Genomic DNA, 19632 nt, shown 5'->3' with positions numbered 1-19632 from the left:
ATAGTTTTCAGATTCTTCATCTCAAAATTCATTTTCATTCCTTTCATCTTTATGCGACCTCCTTTTCTTAATTCATTTGACTTTTTCCTTCATATTGTGCATTTAATGTATATATGATAATATCCTCTGCCCGTTACTTTGTAGGTAACGGGAAAACCTTTGTGCCTGCTCTTTGAGAGTAGTCTATACTGGAAAATACCACGATATATAACGAATCTTCTAACCCCTGCTTATCTGAAAAAGTAGAGGGGAGGGGAATCTATTGCAAAATTTAGACGTTGACACCGTTCTAAGACAAAGAATCCACGTGTTCTTCTATATTTGTTCCTTTTTTAAGTAATTTATTGGAAAAAATGTACGATTTCGTTTGGATGTTTTAATAAATATACTCATCTTTGCACCGATATTTAATTCCGTTACCTACAAAGTAACGGGCTATTTATCAACAAATTGCAATGCTAACTGTACGATTTACAAAATCGATTACCCGCCTATTGGCCTCATCTATTTTCTTATCCCTGAAAGGCTTCAAATAGGTTTCGGTCACAGTAATGGAAGAGTGACCCATCGCTTCGGAAATAATTCCCGGATGAATCTCACAATAATAGGCTGTCGTAGCCCAAGTATGCCGCGCGGTGTAGGAGCTTAATCTATCGCCCAGTCCCAACAATTCACCCAGCAACATCAGCTGGCGGTTGAAGGTGCGCAATGCCAGCTGGTATTCACGATAAGCCTCCGGACTCCCTTCACGGCTCTTCAACAAAGGAAACAGATAAGGAGAAGAACTGTCACGGTTCATATATCTCTTTACCAGAATCATCGCTTCCGCAGTCAGCGTCACAGAAAGGGTACGACCTGTTTTACGCCTGCGATACGTGATCACATTGTCATGCAAATCACTCTTACGCAGATAGGCGAGGTCGACAAATGGCAAACCGCGCAATAAAAACATCAGGGTAAACAGCTCCTGTGCCTGACGTAAGGACGGAGAGACGACAAAGGATTGCGAAAATCCGGCAAATACTTTCTTTAAATCCTCTTCATCCAACGCACGCTTATGGTCGGCACGAGTTCCGGTATAAACTGAACGGAACAGGTGGGGAACATAAGTTGCCTCACGAAGAACAACGGCACGATTGTAAACTGCACGAAACGTGCGCAAATAAGTGGAAACGGTATTCCAACTACAGCCACGACTGCGAAGGTGTACCTCGAATCCTTTTAACCACTCCGAACTCACCTCGTCAAAGGTGAAATCTTCTTTCCCACAATACGCAATGATGGCATTGAGACTGCTACGGTATACATGAGCAGTACCAAAGTTTCCCTCCATCTGTAGCCCACGGGCCACTTGCTTCATAAATGTTACTACTTTCAACATCTCTCGATTTATTAATAATTTAGACAATAAATATAGGAGTATTCTCGTTACTAATAATATGTTGGAAGAAGAAACTGTAAAAAGTGAGTGTGTTTGTAAAGTGGTCCGCATTAAAACGACCCAAAGTCATTCTGCGTTAAAAACAGAAAAAGGGCATATCGTTACACGATATGCCCTCTCTTTTTTCTAATATCTAAGTAGTCTTCTATCTATTATTTCTTAGAAGCTTCCAAAGATGCTTTACGGAATTCTTTCATTGCTTTTTCGATTTCCAAAGAAGCCTTACGAGCGCGAGTTCCAGCTGCTTTATTACCGTTTTCAATCTGTGCGTTAGCATCTTTTGAGAAGTCAGCATAAAGAGCTGCTACTTTTTCTACCAATTCTTTCATAATCCTTTTTATTTTTTCGTTAATAATGTGCCACAAAAATACACTGTTTCCCGAAATAAAAGCATAAAATCAATATTTTTTTTAAAATAATCTTCGAAAAATATCTAAAAAAGAGGCTTTTTGCCTTTTTTACCTACCTTTGTAGACATGAAACCGCTTACTGATACCGATTATATACATGCACTGATTGCCGAAGGAGAGCACCAACAGCAGGATTTTAAATTCGAAATATCCGATGCACGCAAAATTGCCAAAACACTTTCAGCTTTTGCCAACACGGACGGAGGACGATTACTGATTGGCGTTAAAGACAATGGTAAAATTGCCGGAGTACGCTCCGAAGAGGAGAAATATATGATAGAAGCCGCCGCACAACTTTATTGCATGCCGGAAGTGGAATATACGCTGCAAACATATATCGTGGAAGGAAAGCAAGTGCTGGTGGCAACCATCGAAGAGACTCCACATAAACCGGTTTACGCCAAGGACGAGACAGGGAAGCCACTGGCCTATCTCCGCATCAAGGATGAAAATATTCTGGCAACCCCCGTACATCTCCGTGTATGGCAACAGAGCGACAGCCCCCGTGGAGAACTCATCCGATACACCGAACGTGAACAGCTCCTGCTTGACCAACTGGAACACGGGACTATCCTCTCACTCAACCGTTACTGTCGCCAGACCGGACTTTCCCGACGTGCCGCCGAGCATCTGCTTGCCAAATTTGTTCGGTATGACATTGTGGAACCCGTATTCGAAAATCATAAATTTTACTTCCGGATGAAAAACGAATAACCCCCGACAACACCGACAGGCATCCGAAGGTTTGTTTTTAAGAAAGAGTCTATACCGGCACATCGAAAAGGAGTCGGAATGTTGGTGAAAACCAACTGTTTTTGTACCTTTGCACGGATATTGACAAATGGTAGTTATACGATATAGCTTCCATACGCTCAAATCGTAAATTGTAACTAATAAAATTGTAAAGATAACAATGGGCTTATTTGGTTTATTCAAGAAAAAATCCGATGAAACGAAAGTCGGCAATGTAGAAGATTTCATTTCACTGACACGGGTGTATTTCCAATCGGTTATCGCCACCAACCTCGGTATCACCAATATCCGCTTCTTGCCGGATGTAGCCAACTTCAAACGTTTGTTTAAAGTAGCTACCCAAAACGGTAAACTGGGATTGGCTGAAAAGTCTGCCTCACGCAAAATGCTGATGCAGGACTATGGGTTGAATGAAAATTTCTTTAAGGAAATCGACACTTCCGTGAAACGTAACTGCCGTACTCAAAATGATATTCAACCTTATCTGTTCATGTATCAGGGATTTTCCAATGACCTGATGATGCTGATGGGAAATCTGATGCAGTGGAAGTTCCGCATGCCGTCGATTTTTAAGAAGGCTTTGTATGGCATGACACAGAAAACGGTACATGATGTTTGTACCAAGAAAGTATGGAAGGCCGATGATGTACACAAAACAGCTGCAGCGGTCCGCCAATACAAAGAGCGTCTGGGATACTCGGAACAGTGGATGACGGATTATGTGTATAACATAGTTCTCCTTGCCAAGAAGGAAACGAAAAAGAAGAATGACGACACGGAAACGAAATGACGAGTCGCTTTAAATGTTAGAAAAGCGTAAAGATTTATATGATAGAAAAAGCGGAAGGGGGTACTTCCGCTTTTTTTATTATCTTTATGTACTCTTTGGTCTTATGTGACATCGTTCGGAATCGGGATATCATACGAATATGAATTTTAAATATTGACTTGCTTATGAAACAAAAGAAAATGCTTACACTTACTCTTTCACAGTTGAAACAGATCTACGGTCAGGAAGTTCCGGAGATAGTGGAAATAGCGGATAAAAACTCCACTGTCGAGGATTTCAAGGCCGGGATACTGCGTTTTCTGGAAACTTGCAGCATCGAGAATGAAACTGCGGAGGAAGCGAGGGAGCAAATTCGACTCTTACTCCATTATGATGGACGCAATGTCCATGAACTGTCTACGGGACAGGAGATGCCAATACAAACGATCAGGCTGCTTTATGAGTTTCTGACGGGGACGTTGGAAAATATGGAGATGCCGACGGATCTGTTTATTGAAATGCTCCAGATGTTGAAACGATTGAAAGGGAAAGCGGTGCCGTTGCCGTCACCGCAACGTATCAAAAACCGGAATGACCGGTGGGAAACGGGACTGGATGAAGAGGTACGTGCGATGCGGGAAGAGAATAAGGAAAGGATGTTGCACCTGCTGATTCAGAAGATTGAGAACAGGAAATCGAAGCCTTCGGTGCGTTTTCACTTTGAGGAGGGAATGAGTTATGAAGAAAAGTACGGGTTGGTAAGTGAATGGTGGAATGATTTCCGCTTTCATCTGGCAATGGCTGTCAAAAGTCCGGGTGAGTTGAATCGATTCCTGGGGAATTCACTCTCTTCGGAGACTATGTATCTACTTCACCGTGCCCGGAAGAAGGGAATGCCGTTTTTTGCGACTCCTTATTATTTATCGTTACTTAATGTAACGGAATATGGGTATAATGACAAGACCATCCGGAGTTATATTCTGTATTCTCCCCATTTGGTGGAGACGTACGGCAATATTCGCGCGTGGGAGAAGGAGGATATGATAGAGGCCGGGAAACCGAATGCCGCGGGCTGGTTCTTGCCGGACGGACATAATATTCATCGCCGATATCCGGAGGTGGCTATCCTCATCCCTGATACGATGGGACGGGCTTGCGGAGGACTTTGTGCCTCTTGTCAGCGTATGTATGATTTCCAAAGTGAACGGTTGAATTTCGAGTTTGAGACGTTACGCCCTAAGGAATCATGGGACCGCAAGCTGCGCCGGTTAATGACCTATTTTGAAGAGGATACGCAGTTGAGGGATATTCTTATCACAGGGGGCGATGCGCTGATGAGTCAGAATAAAACGCTTCAGAATATTCTGGATGCGGTGTATCGGATGGCAGCACGCAAACAAAGGGCGAATCTTAAGCGCAAGGATGGAGAGAAATATGCGGAACTACAGCGGGTACGGCTGGGATCACGCCTGTTGGCTTATCTGCCGATGCGTATCAACGACGGGCTGATTGACATTCTGCGGGAATTCAAAGAGAAGGCATCGGCTATCGGGGTGAAACAGTTTATTATACAGACCCATTTTCAGACGCCATTGGAGGTCACGCCTGAAGCTAAAGAAGCCATCCGGAAGATTCTTGCTGCCGGATGGATGATTACGAATCAGCTGGTATATACGGTGGCTGCTTCACGCCGGGGGCATACGACCCGCCTTCGCCAAGTGCTTAATTCATGGGGAGTCATGTGCTATTATACATTCTCGGTGAAGGGATTCAATGAGAACTATGCAGTATTTGCACCCAATAGCCGCTCCATACAAGAGCAACAGGAAGAAAAGATTTACGGCCGGATGACGCAGGAACAGGAAGAGGAATTATATAAGATATTAGAAACAAAAGTCGGAGGGGAAGAGGAAGTGAAAGGAGATGTTGCCAAGCAACTGAGGCGCTTCATGAAAAAGCATCATTTGCCTTTCCTTGCCACGGACCGCAGTGTGCTGAATCTGCCGGCTATCGGCAAGAGTATGACGTTCCGGTTGGTAGGATTAACGGAAGAAGGTAAACGGATTCTGCGCTTCGAACATGACGGAACGCGCCACCATAGTCCGATCATCGACCGGATGGGGCAGATTTATATCGTAGAGAATAAATCGCTGGCTGCTTATCTGCGCCAGTTGGCCAAGATGGGAGAAGACCCGGAAGAGTATGCCTCCATCTGGAATTATACCCAAGGAGAAACCGAACCTCGTTTCAGTCTTTACGAGTATCCCGATTTCTCTTTCCGCACAACAGATAAAATGAGTAATTTAAGTATTCAATGAATAATGATATGGAAATCGAAACACACCCGTTAGAACCGTTTCTCCCGGCCCAATCAACGCTGCTTATGTTGGGGAGTTTCCCGCCACAGAAAAAACGTTGGTCGATGGATTTTTACTATCCGAACCTCAACAATGACATGTGGCGCATATACGGAATCTTATTCTTTAATGACAAGAATCACTTTCTGAATCCGACACTAAAATCATTCTGCCGAGAGCAAATCATAGACTTTCTGAATGAAAAGGGGATTGCCCTATTCGATACCGCTTCATCCGTCCGCCGGTTGCAGGACAACGCATCGGATAAGTTTCTCGAGGTAGTGGAAGCTACCGATGTAGCAGCCCTACTGCGGCAACTTCCCGAATGTAAAGCAATCGTCACTACCGGTCAAAAAGCAACGGACACTCTCCGGCAGCAATTCGACATAGAAGAGCCGAAAGTGGGTGATTATTCCGAGTTCGTGTTCGAAGGACGTGCCATGCGGCTTTACCGGATGCCTTCATCATCCAGAGCGTATCCACTGGCATTGGACAAGAAAGCAGCCGCTTACCGGATTATGTTTCAGGATTTGCAGCTGTTGGATTGAAATTCAAGTAGTAAGTATTACACAGTAAAAATTGAATTATAAATGAGTATGACAACATTATTTTTGCAGTACCCGGCATGCAGCACATGCCGGAAAGCCAAGCAGTGGTTAATAGAAAACAACATTGAGTTTACCAACCGATTCATCGTAGAAGAGAACCCTACGGTTGAAGAATTGAAAGCATGGATTCCACGCAGCGGTCTGCCGGTGAAGAAATTCTTCAACACCAGCGGATTGGTATATAAAGAGCTGAAACTAAGTGAGAAGCTGCCTGCCATGAGTGAGGAAGAACAGATAGCACTCTTGGCAAGCAATGGTAAATTAGTGAAACGCCCACTGGTCGTGACAGACAGCTTCGTTCTGGTCGGTTTTAAGCCCGATGAGTGGGAAAAACTAAAATAAATCAAAACTTATTTACCCGAATATTTGGAGATTCAGAAGTTTCTACTACCTTTGCAGCCGCAAACACGGGAGTAGCTCAGTTGGTAGAGCACCGGTCTCCAAAACCGGGTGTCGGGAGTTCGAGCCTCTCCTCCCGTGCAAGGTCAAATAGCTGTAAACGATAAGTTTACGGCTATTTTTCATTTTAGGTCAGACGAATTTCGGACGGGATTAATGGGTCAGTAGAAAGATTGATTGTAAACCAAAGCGACTTCAAACCGATAAAACAAAGTGTTTACCGTGTAGAAACTACTTGTTTTGAGCCTTGAAACCAAGTGTTTAGGACCGCAAAACCAAGCGTTTAGAGCCGCAAAACCAAGCGTTTAGAGCCTCAAAACCAAGCAATTAGAGCCGCAAAAACAAGCAGTTAGAGCCGCAAAAACAAGCAGTTAGAGCCGCAAAAACAAGCAGTTAGAGCCGCAAAAACAAGTGTTTCAGGCAATTAAACGTCTTGAAACAAATCGTTTTCCGTGTCTTTTCCTGATTTAATCAGACGCTTTTTGTTTATAATCTAAATCCGTAGATGGGTTCTTTCATTTGTATACTGAAACAGTTGTCAGTTCTTTCGCAGTCATACTGATAACATAGACACAACGATGAAAATGACAACTGTCCCCCCATTACAACTGTTCCTCTATTAATTATAGTGACGCTATCCGACTTTAATTATAGTGACGGCATCCGACAAAGACAGTAACGATGTACATTTTCAATGACTCCCATCTGCTTTCCTATTTCTTATTCGTTCTTTCCAATCCTTTAGTAGCCTCAACCAAACGAATGAATTCTCTTCTATATCCTTTATCATCCTTATTCAGTCCCTGTTTGGCCAGCTCAATCACTTGGTCGTAACTGGCATTTCCTATAAAGTCAGACCCTCGGAGTAACTGTCCGAACATAGCCACTGCAGAGGCAAAGCAGAAATCGGAAGAGACATTATTACTCTTACTGTCAACGAAAGAAAGTTCCATTTTCTTGCTGATATCTTTATCCGGAGCTTTATAACGCAGCTTCACAGTCAGGAGTTCATGAGAGCCTGTCGGATTCACGGACACTTTCTCTTTCTTCTGATATTTCAAGTCGTCTATTTTACCAGCATATTCATTCTTTGCTCCGATAGGAACCACTTCGTAAAAGGCTGTCACCGTATGTCCCGCGCCCATATCTCCGGCATCTTTAGCGTCATTATTAAAGTCCTCGTCTTTCAACAGACGACTTTCGTAACCAATCAAACGATATGCCTGCACTTGGGAAGGGTTAAATTCGACTTGCAACTTGACGTCTTTTGCCACCGTATGCAACGTAGCACCGAATTCACCGACCAGAACACGGTTGGCTTCCTGCAAGTTATCTATATAAGCATGATTGCCATTTCCCTTTTCTGCCAACACCTGAATCTTCTGATCCTTATAATTACCCATGCCATAGCCCAGTACGGTAAGGGCGACTCCACTCTTACGTTCTTTTTCAATCAATTGTTCCAATCCTTCGGCCGAAGAAACACCCACATTGAAATCACCATCGGAGCAAAGTATGATCCGGTTATTACCATTAGAGATCAAATTATTCTTGGCTATTCTATACGCCAACAAGATACCTGCACCACCTGCCGTAGCACCGCCTGCCGTTAATTCATCTATCGCTTCGCGAATCTTCTGCTTGTCGCTGCCCGGAGTAGCTTCCAGTTTCACACCGGCACTCCCTGCATAAGTCACGATAGCCACTTTATCTTTATCACGTAAGTTATTCACCAATAATTTGAGAGATGATTTCACCAAATCCAACCGGTTGGCTCCCCACATAGAACCGGAGACGTCAATCAGGAATACCAGATTAGATGCAGGCAGATGATCCGTCGGTATCTCTTTCGCTTTCAAGCCGATCCGTACCAGACGATGATTGGTATTCCAGAGACAGGTTCCGGATTCTATCGCGATTTTCACTGGGTCACTCCCTGCCGGCTTCGGATAGTCATAGGAAAAATAGTTCACTAACTCTTCCGTACGGATAGCATCGATCGGAGGCAGTTCACCTTTATTGATAAAACGGCGCATATTACTATAAGAAGCGGCGTCTACATCAATAGAGAAAGTGGAAAGCGGAGCATCCGACACCCTCTTGAAACCGTTCTCCTGAAACGCTCCATATTCTTCCGCATTTGCTGCATCATACATGACTCCCGGTGCCGGACATGCTGCCATACGATAAGCAGCAGACATCACTTTTGTCGCTCTGGGTTCACGGTCATAGCCTACCACCACACACTCTTCCAACGCCAATTTGTCAGCTTTCATTTTCACATCCAGCGTAGTCGATTTTACCACCCTTTTCTCTTGCCTATACCCGATAAACCGGAATAACAAGGTTTCTCCTTTCTGAGCCTGTATCATATACCGGCCATTCACGTCCGTCACCGTACCCTTCGCAGTACCCTTTATCTGTACCGAACAACCGGTAAGCGGAGTTCCATCCTTTGCATCCGTCACCCTACCCGACACGGTAATAACCTGCGCGTTCACCATACCCAAAGAAACAACTGCCATCAGCAGTACGAGCATCATCGCTCTGAATTGATTTGTTTTCATAACTTCACTATTTAACCTATTACTATTCGTTCGCTTTTACTATAGAGATGCAGATTTCACACTGATTCCATAAATGACTTGAACTTTTTTTTATTTTTCTTCTTCCAGTTGTTATTTTTAGTTCCAATTCCTATCTTTGGCAATCAATAGATGTTGCTTTTCAAAAGAAACATATCAAAACTATCGGACGAAGAATTACTGATACATTATATGAAGTCCGGCGATACGGAATATTTCGGTGAACTATATAACCGATATATCCCGTTACTGTACGGACTTTGCCTGAAATACCTGCATGATGAGGAGCGGGCACAGGAAGCAGTCATGCAGTTGTTTGAAGATTTATTGCCTAAACTGGGGAATTACGAGATAAAAGTTTTCAAGCCATGGCTCTACCGGGTGGCGAAGAATCATTGCCTGCAACTTTTAAGGAAGGAAAATAAAGAAATTCCATTGGATTATACGGTTAATATTGTGGAATCTGACGAATTTCTGCATCTATTAAGTGAAGAGGATAGTTCGGAGGAACAACTAAAGGCATTGCATCACTGTCTCGAAAAGTTGCCCGAAGAACAACGGACCAGTATTACGCGTTTCTTCCTGGAAGAGATGTCGTATGCCGACATTGTGGAACAGACCGGATTCACTCTGAACAATGTGAAAAGCTATATCCAGAACGGAAAGCGAAATTTAAAAATTTGTATCAAGAAACAAGCCCTATGAAACTATCGGACTACATACGAGGACTCCGCAAAGGAAAAGAGGCACACCGACTGGAACGAGAGTCGATGCAGGATCCTTTCTTGGCCGATGCTATGGATGGTTACAGCCAGGTGGAGGGAAATCACGAACAACGGATCGAGAAACTGCGAATGCAGGTTGTAGCTCATTCGGCAAGGAAAAAGAATACCCGTGCCATCACCTGGAGCATAGCTGCCTGCCTGGTTATCGGATTCGGTATCAGCAGTTATTTCCTGTTCCTGAAAAAGAGTATGACGGAGGAAGTGTTCATCGCCAAGGAAAGTGCTTCCACCAAGTTGGCTGAACCCGCAGCTCCGGCAGTTCCGGTGACTCCGACAACTCCTGCAACTCCGGTAGTTCCTGTGACTCCAGTAGTTCCTGTGACTCCGACAACTCCTGCAACTTCCACAGCTCCGCAAAGGGAAATCGTATTGGCTACCACAAAAGTAAAAGCGGATACCACACCGATTTCCGAAGCTCCCACGCCGATCTCAGAAGCTCCCACGCCGTTCTCCGAAATTGCTACGAGACAAGCGGATAAGAAAGAAATGATTGCCAAAAGCCAAACGACTTCCCAGCCACAAGGGGTGCCTGTAGCAGCTGTACCGGCTATCCTTCCTCCCAATGACATGATTAAAGGGAGAGTGACCGATAAAAAAGGAGAGCCGCTGATCGGAGCCAGTGTGACATATAAAGGGACGAATATCGGAACCGTCACAAATGTGAACGGAGAATTTTCATTACCTCCCAAGGAAGGAACAAAGCGGTTGACAGCGCAGTATATCGGATATGATCCGGTAGAAATCCGAGTAGATACCAGCCGGATGATGCTCATTGCCATGAACGAAAACAGACAGACGCTCGACGAAGTGGTGGTAGTGGGGTACGAAGCTAAAAAGAAGAAGAAGTCAACCACTCTCGAAAATGCTGTGACGGTTAAGGAGCAAGTAGAGAAAGAGAGCACTCCGCAACCTGTCATCGGTAAACGAAACTATCAGAAGTACCTGAAAAAGAACCTCATTCGTCCAACAGATAATAACTGTAAGGATATCAAGGGAGAGGTAGTCCTTTCTTTCTTTGTCAATGAAGAAGGAAAGCCACAATATATCACGATTATTCATGGATTGTGCGAATCCGCTGACAAAGAAGCAATCCGGCTCGTTAAAGAAGGACCTAAGTGGACAAGTGGAAAACTCCCTGCACGAGTAACCGTACGATTCTGAACTAAATAACATCCGGTTCAACGGATATCGATTAACTTGTGTGTTTGCAGACTGAGCCTCCATTTGGGATGTCGCATTACACAATCCACTGTTGAAGCAATGTTATTACAAGAACAAGGCTGGAGAAAAAAATGCTCAGCAGGAAGTAGTTCGTAAATACTTATATCTTGCCCTTCATAGACAACTTTTACTTCATCCATCCGGTTGATTGCCAGTTTCGTTCCTCGTTTGGGTGAGCAAGTCACCCAATCGATAGCTGCCGGTAAGGGGTGTGTGCCGTTGGTTTCGATGGTCACATATTTACCCGCCTGGTGCAACAGGTCGATCAATGGTTCGTCTATCCATAAGGAAGGTTCGCCACCCGTAAGGACAACGGTAACGGCTGGATATTTTTTCACTTCGGTGATAATTTCCTCATCGGTCATCATCGTTCCTTCTTCGTGTTGTGTATCGCAAAAGTCACATTTCAGGTTACAGCCGGAAAAGCGGACAAAGATAGCCGGAGTTCCGGTGTGATAGCCTTCGCCCTGCAAACTGTAAAAGATTTCATTAATCTTTCTCATAGATAGCCATATTTCCTTCCGATTCCTGCACTTCCACTTTATAGCATTGAGGAATCTGATTGCATACCCACCGGGCGATATTCTCCGCTGTGGGATTAAAGGGGAGTACTTCATTCAGATTTTGATGGTCGAGTTTCTCCATGACCACTTCTTTGATGCGGGTAAAATCCACCACCATTCCTTCGGCGTTGAGCTGTACGGAACGACAATAGACGGTGATGATCCAGTTGTGACCGTGTAAACTGGTGCATTTACTGCGATACGGGAGTACCAGCTTATGGGAAGCCGAAATCTCCATGCGTTTGATTACTGTAAACATTGGTGTATGTATTTTAATAGTTACACGCATCTAATGTCACCTCGATGCAACGGCAAAGGTAACACAAAATAAGAGTTCATCCAGCAAAGAATGTTATTTTTTCCCTTTTTTGCATTATCTTTGCCGCATGAAAACTCTGTATATTGTTTTAGGTAGCATTTCCCTTGCACTCGGTATTCTCGGCATCTTTCTGCCGCTACTACCTACTACCCCTTTTCTATTACTCACCGCTGCCCTTTATTTCAAGGGTTCGCCCCGATTATATAACTGGTTGCTCAATCATCGGCACTTCGGCCCTTATATCCGCAATTTCCGCGAAAACAAGGCGATTCCTCTCCGTGCCAAAATAATTTCTCTCGTATTAATGTGGGGAACGATGCTTTACTGCATTTTCTTCCTGATTCCCTTGATATGGGTAAAGATTCTCCTGGGACTGATTGCCGCAGGAGTCACTTACCATATTCTTTCTTTCAAGACGTTAAAGTAATGCGATATTCCTTGTAAACAACACTTATTTCCTGCATAATTACTCCAATTTCCTCTCTATTCATGGCTAATTTAGGCTAAAAAGAACATTTTCTCATAAAAAGTTTTTGTAATATCAGAGTTAATCGTATTTTTGTGTACAATTTTGGTGTAGTGATGACAGAAGAAGAAAAAAAGTTATTGAATACCTTTGAAACGCAACTACGGCATTTGATTTATTTGCACGATGAACTAAAACGTGAAAATGCCGAGTTGAGAAAGCTTCTCGATAATGAAAAGCTAAAAAATGAGAAGGTACAAGCTCAATACAATGAATTGGAAGTCAGCTATACAAACCTAAAAACAGCTACGGCAATCAGCCTTAACGGCAGCGACGTGAAAGAGACGAAGCTGCGATTGTCAAAATTAGTGCGTGAAGTCGATAAATGCATCGCTTTGTTGAATGAATAAGAAGAAGATGTATGAACGATAAAATAAAGATAAACCTGCAGATAGCAGATTCAAACTATCCGTTAACCATCAACCGTGAGGAAGAACAAATGGTACGGGAAGCCGCCAAGCAGGTAAATATCAGGCTTAATAAGTATCGGGAAGCTTATAAGAATCTGGAACCTGAGAAAGTTATTGCCATGGTAGCCTATCAGTTCTCGTTAGAGAAACTGCAATTGATGCAACGTAATGATACTAGCCCCTATGTGGAGAAGGTAAAAGAACTGACAGAATTGCTGGAAGATTATTTTAATGAGAAATAAGTTTCGACCGGCTATTCACTGATAAGAGATAAAACAACCACGCACTGCACAATATCCAAGCAGAAAGATATGCTTAGATAGGTAGCGGTGCGTTTTTATTTATATATTTAATTTAAATGTAAAATGATAGCAATAATAGTAACGGCAATTGCCTGCTTCATCGTAGGAGGAATCCTTTCATATATACTATTCCGGTATGTACTGAAATCCAAATACGACAATGTCCTGAAAGAAGCGGAAACGGAAGCGGAAGTCATTAAGAAAAACAAACTGCTGGAAGTAAAGGAGAAATTCCTGAATAAAAAAGCAGACCTTGAGAAAGAAGTAGCATTGCGGAATCAGAAGATTCAGCAGGCGGAAAACAAACTGAAACAACGTGAAATGGTTCTGAACCAGCGGCAGGAGGAAATCCAACGTAAAAAGATGGAAGCCGAAGCTGTTAAAGAAAACCTGGAAGCCCAACTTGTCATTGTTGATAAGAAAAAAGACGAACTTGATAGACTGCAACAACAGGAAATCGAGAAACTGGAAGCAATCTCCGGATTGTCTGCCGAGGAGGCTAAAGAGCGATTGGTAGAATCACTGAAAGAAGAAGCCAAAACGCAGGCACAATCATTCATCAACGACATTATGGACGATGCCAAGTTAACCGCCAGCAAAGAAGCGAAACGGATCGTCATCCAGTCTATCCAACGGGTAGCTACGGAGACTGCCATTGAAAACTCCGTTACGGTATTCCATATTGAATCGGATGAAATCAAAGGACGTATTATCGGACGTGAAGGACGTAATATCCGTGCCTTGGAAGCCGCTACCGGTGTTGAAATCGTGGTTGACGACACTCCGGAAGCAATCGTTCTTTCTGCCTTCGATCCGGTTCGCCGTGAAATTGCCCGCTTGGCATTGCACCAGCTCGTGACCGACGGACGTATCCACCCGGCCCGTATCGAGGAAGTGGTGGCTAAAGTGCGCAAACAGGTGGAGGAAGAGATTATCGAAACCGGTAAACGTACAACCATCGACCTGGGTATCCACGGTCTGCACCCTGAATTGATCCGCATCATCGGTAAGATGAAATATCGTTCTTCTTACGGCCAGAACTTATTGCAGCATGCACGTGAGACAGCCAATCTTTGTGCTGTGATGGCATCTGAACTGGGACTGAACCCGAAGAAAGCAAAACGTGCAGGTTTGCTGCATGATATCGGTAAAGTACCCGATGAAGAGCCGGAATTGCCACACGCATTACTGGGTATGAAACTTGCCGAGAAATACAAAGAGAAACCGGATATCTGCAACGCTATCGGTGCTCACCACGACGAAACGGAAATGACCAGTCTGCTGGCTCCTATCGTACAGGTATGTGACGCCATCTCCGGTGCACGTCCGGGTGCACGCCGCGAAATCGTAGAGGCTTATATCAAACGGTTGAACGATCTCGAACAACTGGCCATGTCTTATCCGGGTGTAACAAAGACTTATGCCATCCAGGCAGGACGCGAGCTCCGCGTTATTGTCGGTGCAGATAAGATCGACGACAAGCAGACAGAGAGCCTGTCAGGTGAAATTGCCAAAAAGATTCAGGATGAAATGACTTACCCGGGACAGGTGAAGATTACCGTCATCCGTGAAACACGTGCGGTAAGTTTCGCCAAATAACGTAACGATTCAAAAGAAAACTCATACAGATTCAAAAGAAGATTCATATAAATTCAAAAGAGGATTCACATAAATTCAAAAAAAGATTCACATAAAGGAGGTGTCATAACTCCTCTTCGATCGGAATTGGGGGGTGTGTCAATATTCCCTTTTTGAGGAGATTACCCCTGCTATAGCTATCTGTGGCAGGGGTAGATCTTTATATTTAGGCATTATGACACACCCTCGATTTTTAATTAATGAGAGTTATGACACCTCCTCTTCTTAATATCACGACTATGGGAAAGTATCAATTTGAGATTTGTACCAATTCAGTAGAGAGCTGTCTGGCTGCACAGGAAGGTGGCGCAGACCGCGTAGAGCTGTGTGCCGGAATTCCGGAAGGTGGGACAACCCCTTCCTACGGTGAAATAGCCATTGCAAGGGAAGTGCTGACTCATACCCGCCTGCACGTTATCATCCGACCACGTGGAGGAGATTTTCTTTATTCGGATATAGAAATCAGTACCATGCTGAAAGACATCGAAATTGCACGGAGATTGGGGGCAGACGGAGTTGTATTCGGTTGTCTGTCAGCAGACGGCGAGGTAGACATCACCTCCATGCAGACTTTGATGGAAGCCTCTAAAGGGTTGTCAGTCACCTTCCACCGGGCATTCGACGTATGTCGTAATCCGCAAAAGGCACTGGAGGAGATCATCAAGCTGGGATGCAATCGTATTCTGACTTCCGGTCAGCAACCTACGGCAGAACAAGGCATCCGCCTTTTAAAAGAGTTGCAAGGATTGGCTGCGGGCAGAATTACGTTACTCGCCGGCTGTGGAGTCAATGAAAATAACATTGCACGGATTGCAGCAGGAACCGGTATCAACGAGTTTCATTTCTCGGCACGCGAAAGCATTGAAAGTGGAATGAAATTCAGAAATGAAGTAGTCTCAATGGGCGGAACAGTACATATCAACGAGTACGAACGGAACGTGACTTCCGTCCGAAGAGTCAAAGAGACAATGGAAGCTCTACATAAAAAGAGGTAAGTTATCGCCCTACTACATACTAAGAAATGGTGAACAGACAACTTTGAAGCTTTTTGTTCACCATTTCTATTTTAACGTCAATGCGATATAACTTCATCCGCATGGTGAGGCTGTCTAACAGGTCTCAAATCTTTCTATTTAGGCATTATGACACACCCTCGAAATCGTTAAAATAGGTCTTGTCAGACAGCCTCTGCAGTTACTAAAAATTATATCGAACGGACGTTATTTTTACATTGCCACAGCAGTATCCGGTATCCGAAAAAACGGTCATACCTTCTGATTTTTCTTATAATCCATGTACAACCTTCATCAATTGCTCACCTAAACCAATCGTATATCCTTGAGACACAAAGACTACCCTATTGAATGTGTCGGCAATGATAAAGACAGGCAGAATGGAGTTATTCAAGTTCATCGCTTGCACAATTTCTTTCCGAATGCTATCATCAGTATCGATACCGTAAGTGATGGTAGACGGAAGCCCCTTGAATTCATCGGCATTAAATTTCTTATATTGTTCTTCCGAAGGAAAAAGAAAGACCATTTTGCGTCCCCACTGTTCGAAGTCATTGCCCAAAGCAGCGATGTCTCTTAGTGCATGATTGGTAGGCTCCTGCCCCACTCCAAGAACAGCTACTACAAAATAACCACGTCCGCAAGTTTGCAGCATACTTTGCAGCCCACTGTTACCCACCGGACGATAAGTAGCTTCCGAATTGAAATTACCGATCACCTGCACCTGATCCCGGCTTTCACGCATCACCAGATCAATGGTTGTTGTCCGGCCCGGTTCTATCGTAAAGAATGTAATGTTGGAAAGCACCGCACCGCTTGCCAGACGGGTTCCGGTCACCATCATATAATACCCTTCATCGAGCTCTTTCCCGCATTCTAATAGATTCCGCCAGGTAGTCCCCTCGCCCATATCTGCTCCCCCTTCATCATAGTTAAGCAACTGGAAAGTGCCGTTTTTAAACTTGGAAAGCGTGAAATGCGAATAATATTTAGGGTTATCCAACGAACGGATAGGCGTGTAGTTAGCCTTCAACACACCTTTTTGCGACAATACAGATGCAGCCGTCTCGAAATCAACATCTTCCAAAGCCAACTCCTTATTTAGAATCTGTACCTTTCCGGTCACCTCATCAATCCAGGCAGGCATCCATCCCATGCTCCGGCAAGCCGCTACAAAGAATATGTCACGTGACTTCTCATCAGCCACCCGCGCTTTCCATACCCCCATCGGAGAGATGGGAATCTGTTGGGAATTCAATTCATTATTGATTTTAATTTCTTTTCTACACCACTCTATCAATACCTTAGGATCGCGTTTCATGCTATCGGGAACCGACTGGTACACCGTCTTTTCAATCGCTTCGCGAAGTGCCTTTTTATAAGGAGTCAGCATTTCGTTGGCTATGCGGGGAGGATTGAGATATAATCTTTTCAAACGTTCAAGATCTATCTTTTCCCAATCCGCAAGGTTCGTTTGCCAATGATCTTCCAGCACCTCCAGCGTTACATCAAGGAGATCTTTTGCCGAGAGACTCTCCAATATCCACATGGCACGCATTTCTTCCCATGAGACAGCCTCTTTCTCTTTTCTGACAAGCAAAAGAAAGTCTTTCAATGTTTGGTGATTCCCTCGGGAAGCAACCATAAAGCCTGCCAGTTTTTCTTTCTTCTCCGATGTCAAAGCATTCCCATATAGTTTGTCGACCCACTCTTCGGCTTGTTTTTCCGTCATCATTGTTGCCACATACGCATTACGGATCGAGTCCTCTTGCGCCATTCGCCGGTCGTTCTCCGCCCGCTGTTCGGGAGTGACTTCGGGGATATTCACCCCTTCTACCGGAGGAATAAGATCCATGGGCAAGGAATAAGCCTCCCCTTCTTTCTTATCTAAAGAGAGCTGCAGTGCATGGTCTTTTCCAAAAGATAATTTAGCATAACCAAATCGTCCGTCACGGGATGCCCAAACCAGCATATCTCCTTTACCGGCAGTCAGGCTGGCTTTCCCCTCCGCATCCGTATACTTCGTGGCTACCGTATAGAACTCCGCATAATTGTATATCTTAAATTCAACTTTAGCGCCCTCTACCGGTTGCCCTCCGGCATCCGTCACCGTCACGACGGCCTTAGCGATAGGCGCATAATTATCAATCACATTGATTTCCGTATAATTCGGCGTTTCCAGCATAATCTCCTCCGGACCGTTATACCGCCCGAAGACCTTCGTATGCATCAACATTCCCCGACTGGCAGGAGCATTGAACCATCCCAGATTCAAAACCGGCTCCGGCTCACAGGCTCCGAAGAAATACCAATGTCCGTCTGCCCATGCCTCCACCCAGGCATGATTATCATCCGTATGCGCCCAGCGAGGCGTATACACCTGACGCGCCGGAATACCAACCGCCCGGAGGGCAGCCACGGTAAATGTAGACTCTTCACCACAACGTCCATACGCTGTCTTGACCGAAGCCAATGGCGAACTGGTACGCGCATCACTCGGACGATAGATCACTTTCTCATGACACCAGTGATTCACCTCTAATATAGCCTCTTTCATCGACAGTCCCTTCACCCTCTCTTTCAGTTCGCCATAAAACACACGACGGGAATCATCCAGGTTCTCATTATTCACCCGGATCGGCAAAACAAAATGCCGAAACACTTCATCGGGAATCTCTTTCCCCCAAGGCATTTCGCTGCGCGTCTGCTTTGACAGCCGGACATTCTCCAGGTAATAATCGCCCGAATAGTCCGTCACATCACCGATAGGCATATAAGCATAGAGAAACATCAATGCTTCGCGCTCGTAGGGTGACAAAACCGAATCGGTAAAAATCGCAAATAAATCTCCATGAGGAAGTGCCTGTTTCTTCAGTTCAAAGTCTTGAGCCACCTGATTCCGGTAGGCTTCTTCTTTGAGAAAATGAGTATTGTTACATGCAAACAGCACAACTGACAAAATCAGGACACACAAAAGATGGGTAAATGTTTTCATACGAATCGTTGGTTTATTCAAATAATAAGGTTACTGACTGACAAAAATACAAGAATATTTTCTGAAAGCCTAGATAAATACATAAAAAATGTGATAGATAAGAACAATATCATCACCGGTGGAGAATTGCAGAGACTTTGTAACACGTTTGTAACATGGAGCGTATTCGGCCCTTTATAAAAAGAAAATTTAAAATAAAAAGAAAATTTCTATGTTTTATAGCACATCATTCAAAAACAATTCGTATCTTTGCAGTGTTATTAAAGAAAACAAGATATAAAACCGCTCTTCAAAACGTGGAGAGCAAAAAAGAGGAAACAAACAATGAAAAAGAATGTAAATGAAAAAATTATGATGTTACAGTACCGCATCAAACGCTATCAAGCAATGGGAAATGGTACTATGTGTCAAACCTTGAACGGTAAACTTCAAAAACTGCTGTCACAGCAGATTGCCATGTAAATAAACACCCTATTATACTAAAAAAAGCGAGGAACTTTCGAGTATCCCCGCTTTTTTTATACATTTGCAGAAAAAA

19 protein-coding genes and 1 tRNA gene are annotated in these 19632 nt (G+C 44.1%); 14 read left to right on the top strand and 6 right to left on the bottom strand.

Features of this window, described 5'->3' with window-relative positions; translation table 11 throughout:
- Positions 1-442: 442 nt before the first annotated feature.
- Together AB9N12_RS13665 and AB9N12_RS13660 are read right to left on the bottom strand one after the other, a co-directional pair.
- Complete coding sequence (locus AB9N12_RS13665) at positions 443-1381, bottom strand: tyrosine-type recombinase/integrase (protein ID WP_369892574.1); 939 nt, start codon at positions 1379-1381, stop codon at positions 443-445.
- Positions 1382-1593: 212 nt separating this feature from the next.
- The gene (locus tag AB9N12_RS13660; RefSeq protein ID WP_004301965.1) at positions 1594-1770 is read right to left on the bottom strand and encodes a histone H1; all 177 of its coding nucleotides are present in this window, start codon (positions 1768-1770) and stop codon (positions 1594-1596) included.
- Positions 1771-1917: 147 nt separating this feature from the next.
- Between AB9N12_RS13660 and AB9N12_RS13655 the strand changes: the two genes are divergently transcribed.
- The 6 genes from AB9N12_RS13655 to AB9N12_RS13630 all read left to right on the top strand — a co-directional run bounded on the left by AB9N12_RS13655 (position 1918) and on the right by AB9N12_RS13630 (position 6818).
- The gene (locus tag AB9N12_RS13655) at positions 1918-2565 is read left to right on the top strand and encodes a helix-turn-helix domain-containing protein (RefSeq protein ID WP_369892572.1); all 648 of its coding nucleotides are present in this window, start codon (positions 1918-1920) and stop codon (positions 2563-2565) included.
- A gap of 199 nt (positions 2566-2764) precedes the next feature.
- Positions 2765-3394 carry a hypothetical protein gene (locus AB9N12_RS13650; RefSeq protein WP_369892571.1) on the top strand — a complete coding sequence of 210 codons (630 nt, stop codon included), beginning with the start codon at positions 2765-2767 and terminating at the stop codon, positions 3392-3394.
- Between the two features lie 164 nt (positions 3395-3558).
- Positions 3559-5691, top strand: coding sequence for a KamA family radical SAM protein (locus AB9N12_RS13645; RefSeq protein ID WP_369892570.1), 2133 nt, complete (start codon positions 3559-3561; stop codon positions 5689-5691).
- Between the two features lie 8 nt (positions 5692-5699).
- The gene (locus AB9N12_RS13640) at positions 5700-6278 is read left to right on the top strand and encodes a uracil-DNA glycosylase family protein (RefSeq protein WP_369892569.1); all 579 of its coding nucleotides are present in this window, start codon (positions 5700-5702) and stop codon (positions 6276-6278) included.
- A 48-nt stretch (positions 6279-6326) separates the two neighbouring features.
- A complete protein-coding gene (locus AB9N12_RS13635; RefSeq protein WP_369892568.1) occupies positions 6327-6680 on the top strand; it encodes an arsenate reductase family protein in 354 nt (117 codons plus the stop codon).
- A 65-nt stretch (positions 6681-6745) separates the two neighbouring features.
- Positions 6746-6818 (top strand) — tRNA-Trp (locus AB9N12_RS13630).
- Positions 6819-7450: 632 nt separating this feature from the next.
- On the opposite strand, the gene AB9N12_RS13625 is transcribed toward AB9N12_RS13630, so the two are convergent.
- Positions 7451-9304, bottom strand: coding sequence for a von Willebrand factor type A domain-containing protein (locus tag AB9N12_RS13625; protein ID WP_369892567.1), 1854 nt, complete (start codon positions 9302-9304; stop codon positions 7451-7453).
- A gap of 150 nt (positions 9305-9454) precedes the next feature.
- On the opposite strand from AB9N12_RS13625, the gene AB9N12_RS13620 reads away from it, so the two are divergent.
- Positions 9455-10027 (top strand): RNA polymerase sigma factor, encoded by a 573-nt coding sequence (locus tag AB9N12_RS13620; protein WP_369892566.1) that lies wholly within the window; start codon positions 9455-9457, stop codon positions 10025-10027.
- The gene (locus AB9N12_RS13615) at positions 10024-11268 is read left to right on the top strand and encodes a carboxypeptidase-like regulatory domain-containing protein (protein ID WP_369892565.1); all 1245 of its coding nucleotides are present in this window, start codon (positions 10024-10026) and stop codon (positions 11266-11268) included. The genes AB9N12_RS13620 and AB9N12_RS13615 overlap by 4 nt, the downstream gene beginning before the upstream one ends.
- Before the next feature lie 17 nt (positions 11269-11285).
- On the opposite strand, the gene AB9N12_RS13610 is transcribed toward AB9N12_RS13615, so the two are convergent.
- Together AB9N12_RS13610 and AB9N12_RS13605 are read right to left on the bottom strand one after the other, a co-directional pair.
- Positions 11286-11831: a 7-carboxy-7-deazaguanine synthase QueE gene (locus AB9N12_RS13610; protein WP_369892563.1), complete on the bottom strand. Its 546-nt coding sequence runs from the start codon at positions 11829-11831 to the stop codon at positions 11286-11288.
- The gene (locus AB9N12_RS13605) at positions 11818-12150 is read right to left on the bottom strand and encodes a 6-pyruvoyl tetrahydropterin synthase family protein (protein ID WP_369892562.1); all 333 of its coding nucleotides are present in this window, start codon (positions 12148-12150) and stop codon (positions 11818-11820) included. The genes AB9N12_RS13610 and AB9N12_RS13605 overlap by 14 nt, the downstream gene beginning before the upstream one ends.
- A gap of 127 nt (positions 12151-12277) precedes the next feature.
- Here AB9N12_RS13605 and AB9N12_RS13600 point away from each other — a divergent pair, with 127 nt between their 5' ends.
- The 5 genes from AB9N12_RS13600 (at position 12278) to AB9N12_RS13580 (ending at position 16081) form a co-directional block, all read left to right on the top strand.
- Positions 12278-12637 carry a YbaN family protein gene (locus tag AB9N12_RS13600; RefSeq protein ID WP_369892561.1) on the top strand — a complete coding sequence of 120 codons (360 nt, stop codon included), beginning with the start codon at positions 12278-12280 and terminating at the stop codon, positions 12635-12637.
- A 155-nt stretch (positions 12638-12792) separates the two neighbouring features.
- Positions 12793-13086: a hypothetical protein gene (locus tag AB9N12_RS13595; protein WP_369892559.1), complete on the top strand. Its 294-nt coding sequence runs from the start codon at positions 12793-12795 to the stop codon at positions 13084-13086.
- Between the two features lie 11 nt (positions 13087-13097).
- Positions 13098-13388: a cell division protein ZapA gene (locus AB9N12_RS13590; RefSeq protein WP_369892557.1), complete on the top strand. Its 291-nt coding sequence runs from the start codon at positions 13098-13100 to the stop codon at positions 13386-13388.
- 123 nt (positions 13389-13511) lie between these two features.
- Positions 13512-15047 (top strand): ribonuclease Y, encoded by a 1536-nt coding sequence (gene rny / locus AB9N12_RS13585; protein ID WP_369892556.1) that lies wholly within the window; start codon positions 13512-13514, stop codon positions 15045-15047.
- Between the two features lie 278 nt (positions 15048-15325).
- Positions 15326-16081 carry a copper homeostasis protein CutC gene (locus AB9N12_RS13580; protein WP_369892555.1) on the top strand — a complete coding sequence of 252 codons (756 nt, stop codon included), beginning with the start codon at positions 15326-15328 and terminating at the stop codon, positions 16079-16081.
- Positions 16082-16370: 289 nt separating this feature from the next.
- Here AB9N12_RS13580 and AB9N12_RS13575 read toward each other — a convergent pair whose 3' ends face one another.
- Entirely contained in the window at positions 16371-19094 is a 2724-nt protein-coding gene (locus tag AB9N12_RS13575; protein WP_369892553.1) for a transglutaminase domain-containing protein, read from the bottom strand.
- A 324-nt stretch (positions 19095-19418) separates the two neighbouring features.
- On the opposite strand from AB9N12_RS13575, the gene AB9N12_RS13570 reads away from it, so the two are divergent.
- On the top strand, positions 19419-19556 hold the full coding sequence (locus AB9N12_RS13570) for a hypothetical protein (RefSeq protein WP_369892552.1): 138 nt from the start codon (positions 19419-19421) through the stop codon (positions 19554-19556).
- The last annotated feature ends 76 nt before the right edge of the window (positions 19557-19632 follow it).

Source organism: Bacteroides sp. AN502(2024), assembly GCF_041227145.1.
Lineage (GTDB): Bacteria > Bacteroidota > Bacteroidia > Bacteroidales > Bacteroidaceae > Bacteroides.
The sequence above is the reverse complement of the archived record's forward strand: the minus strand, read 5'-3'. Positions and strand labels throughout refer to the sequence as shown.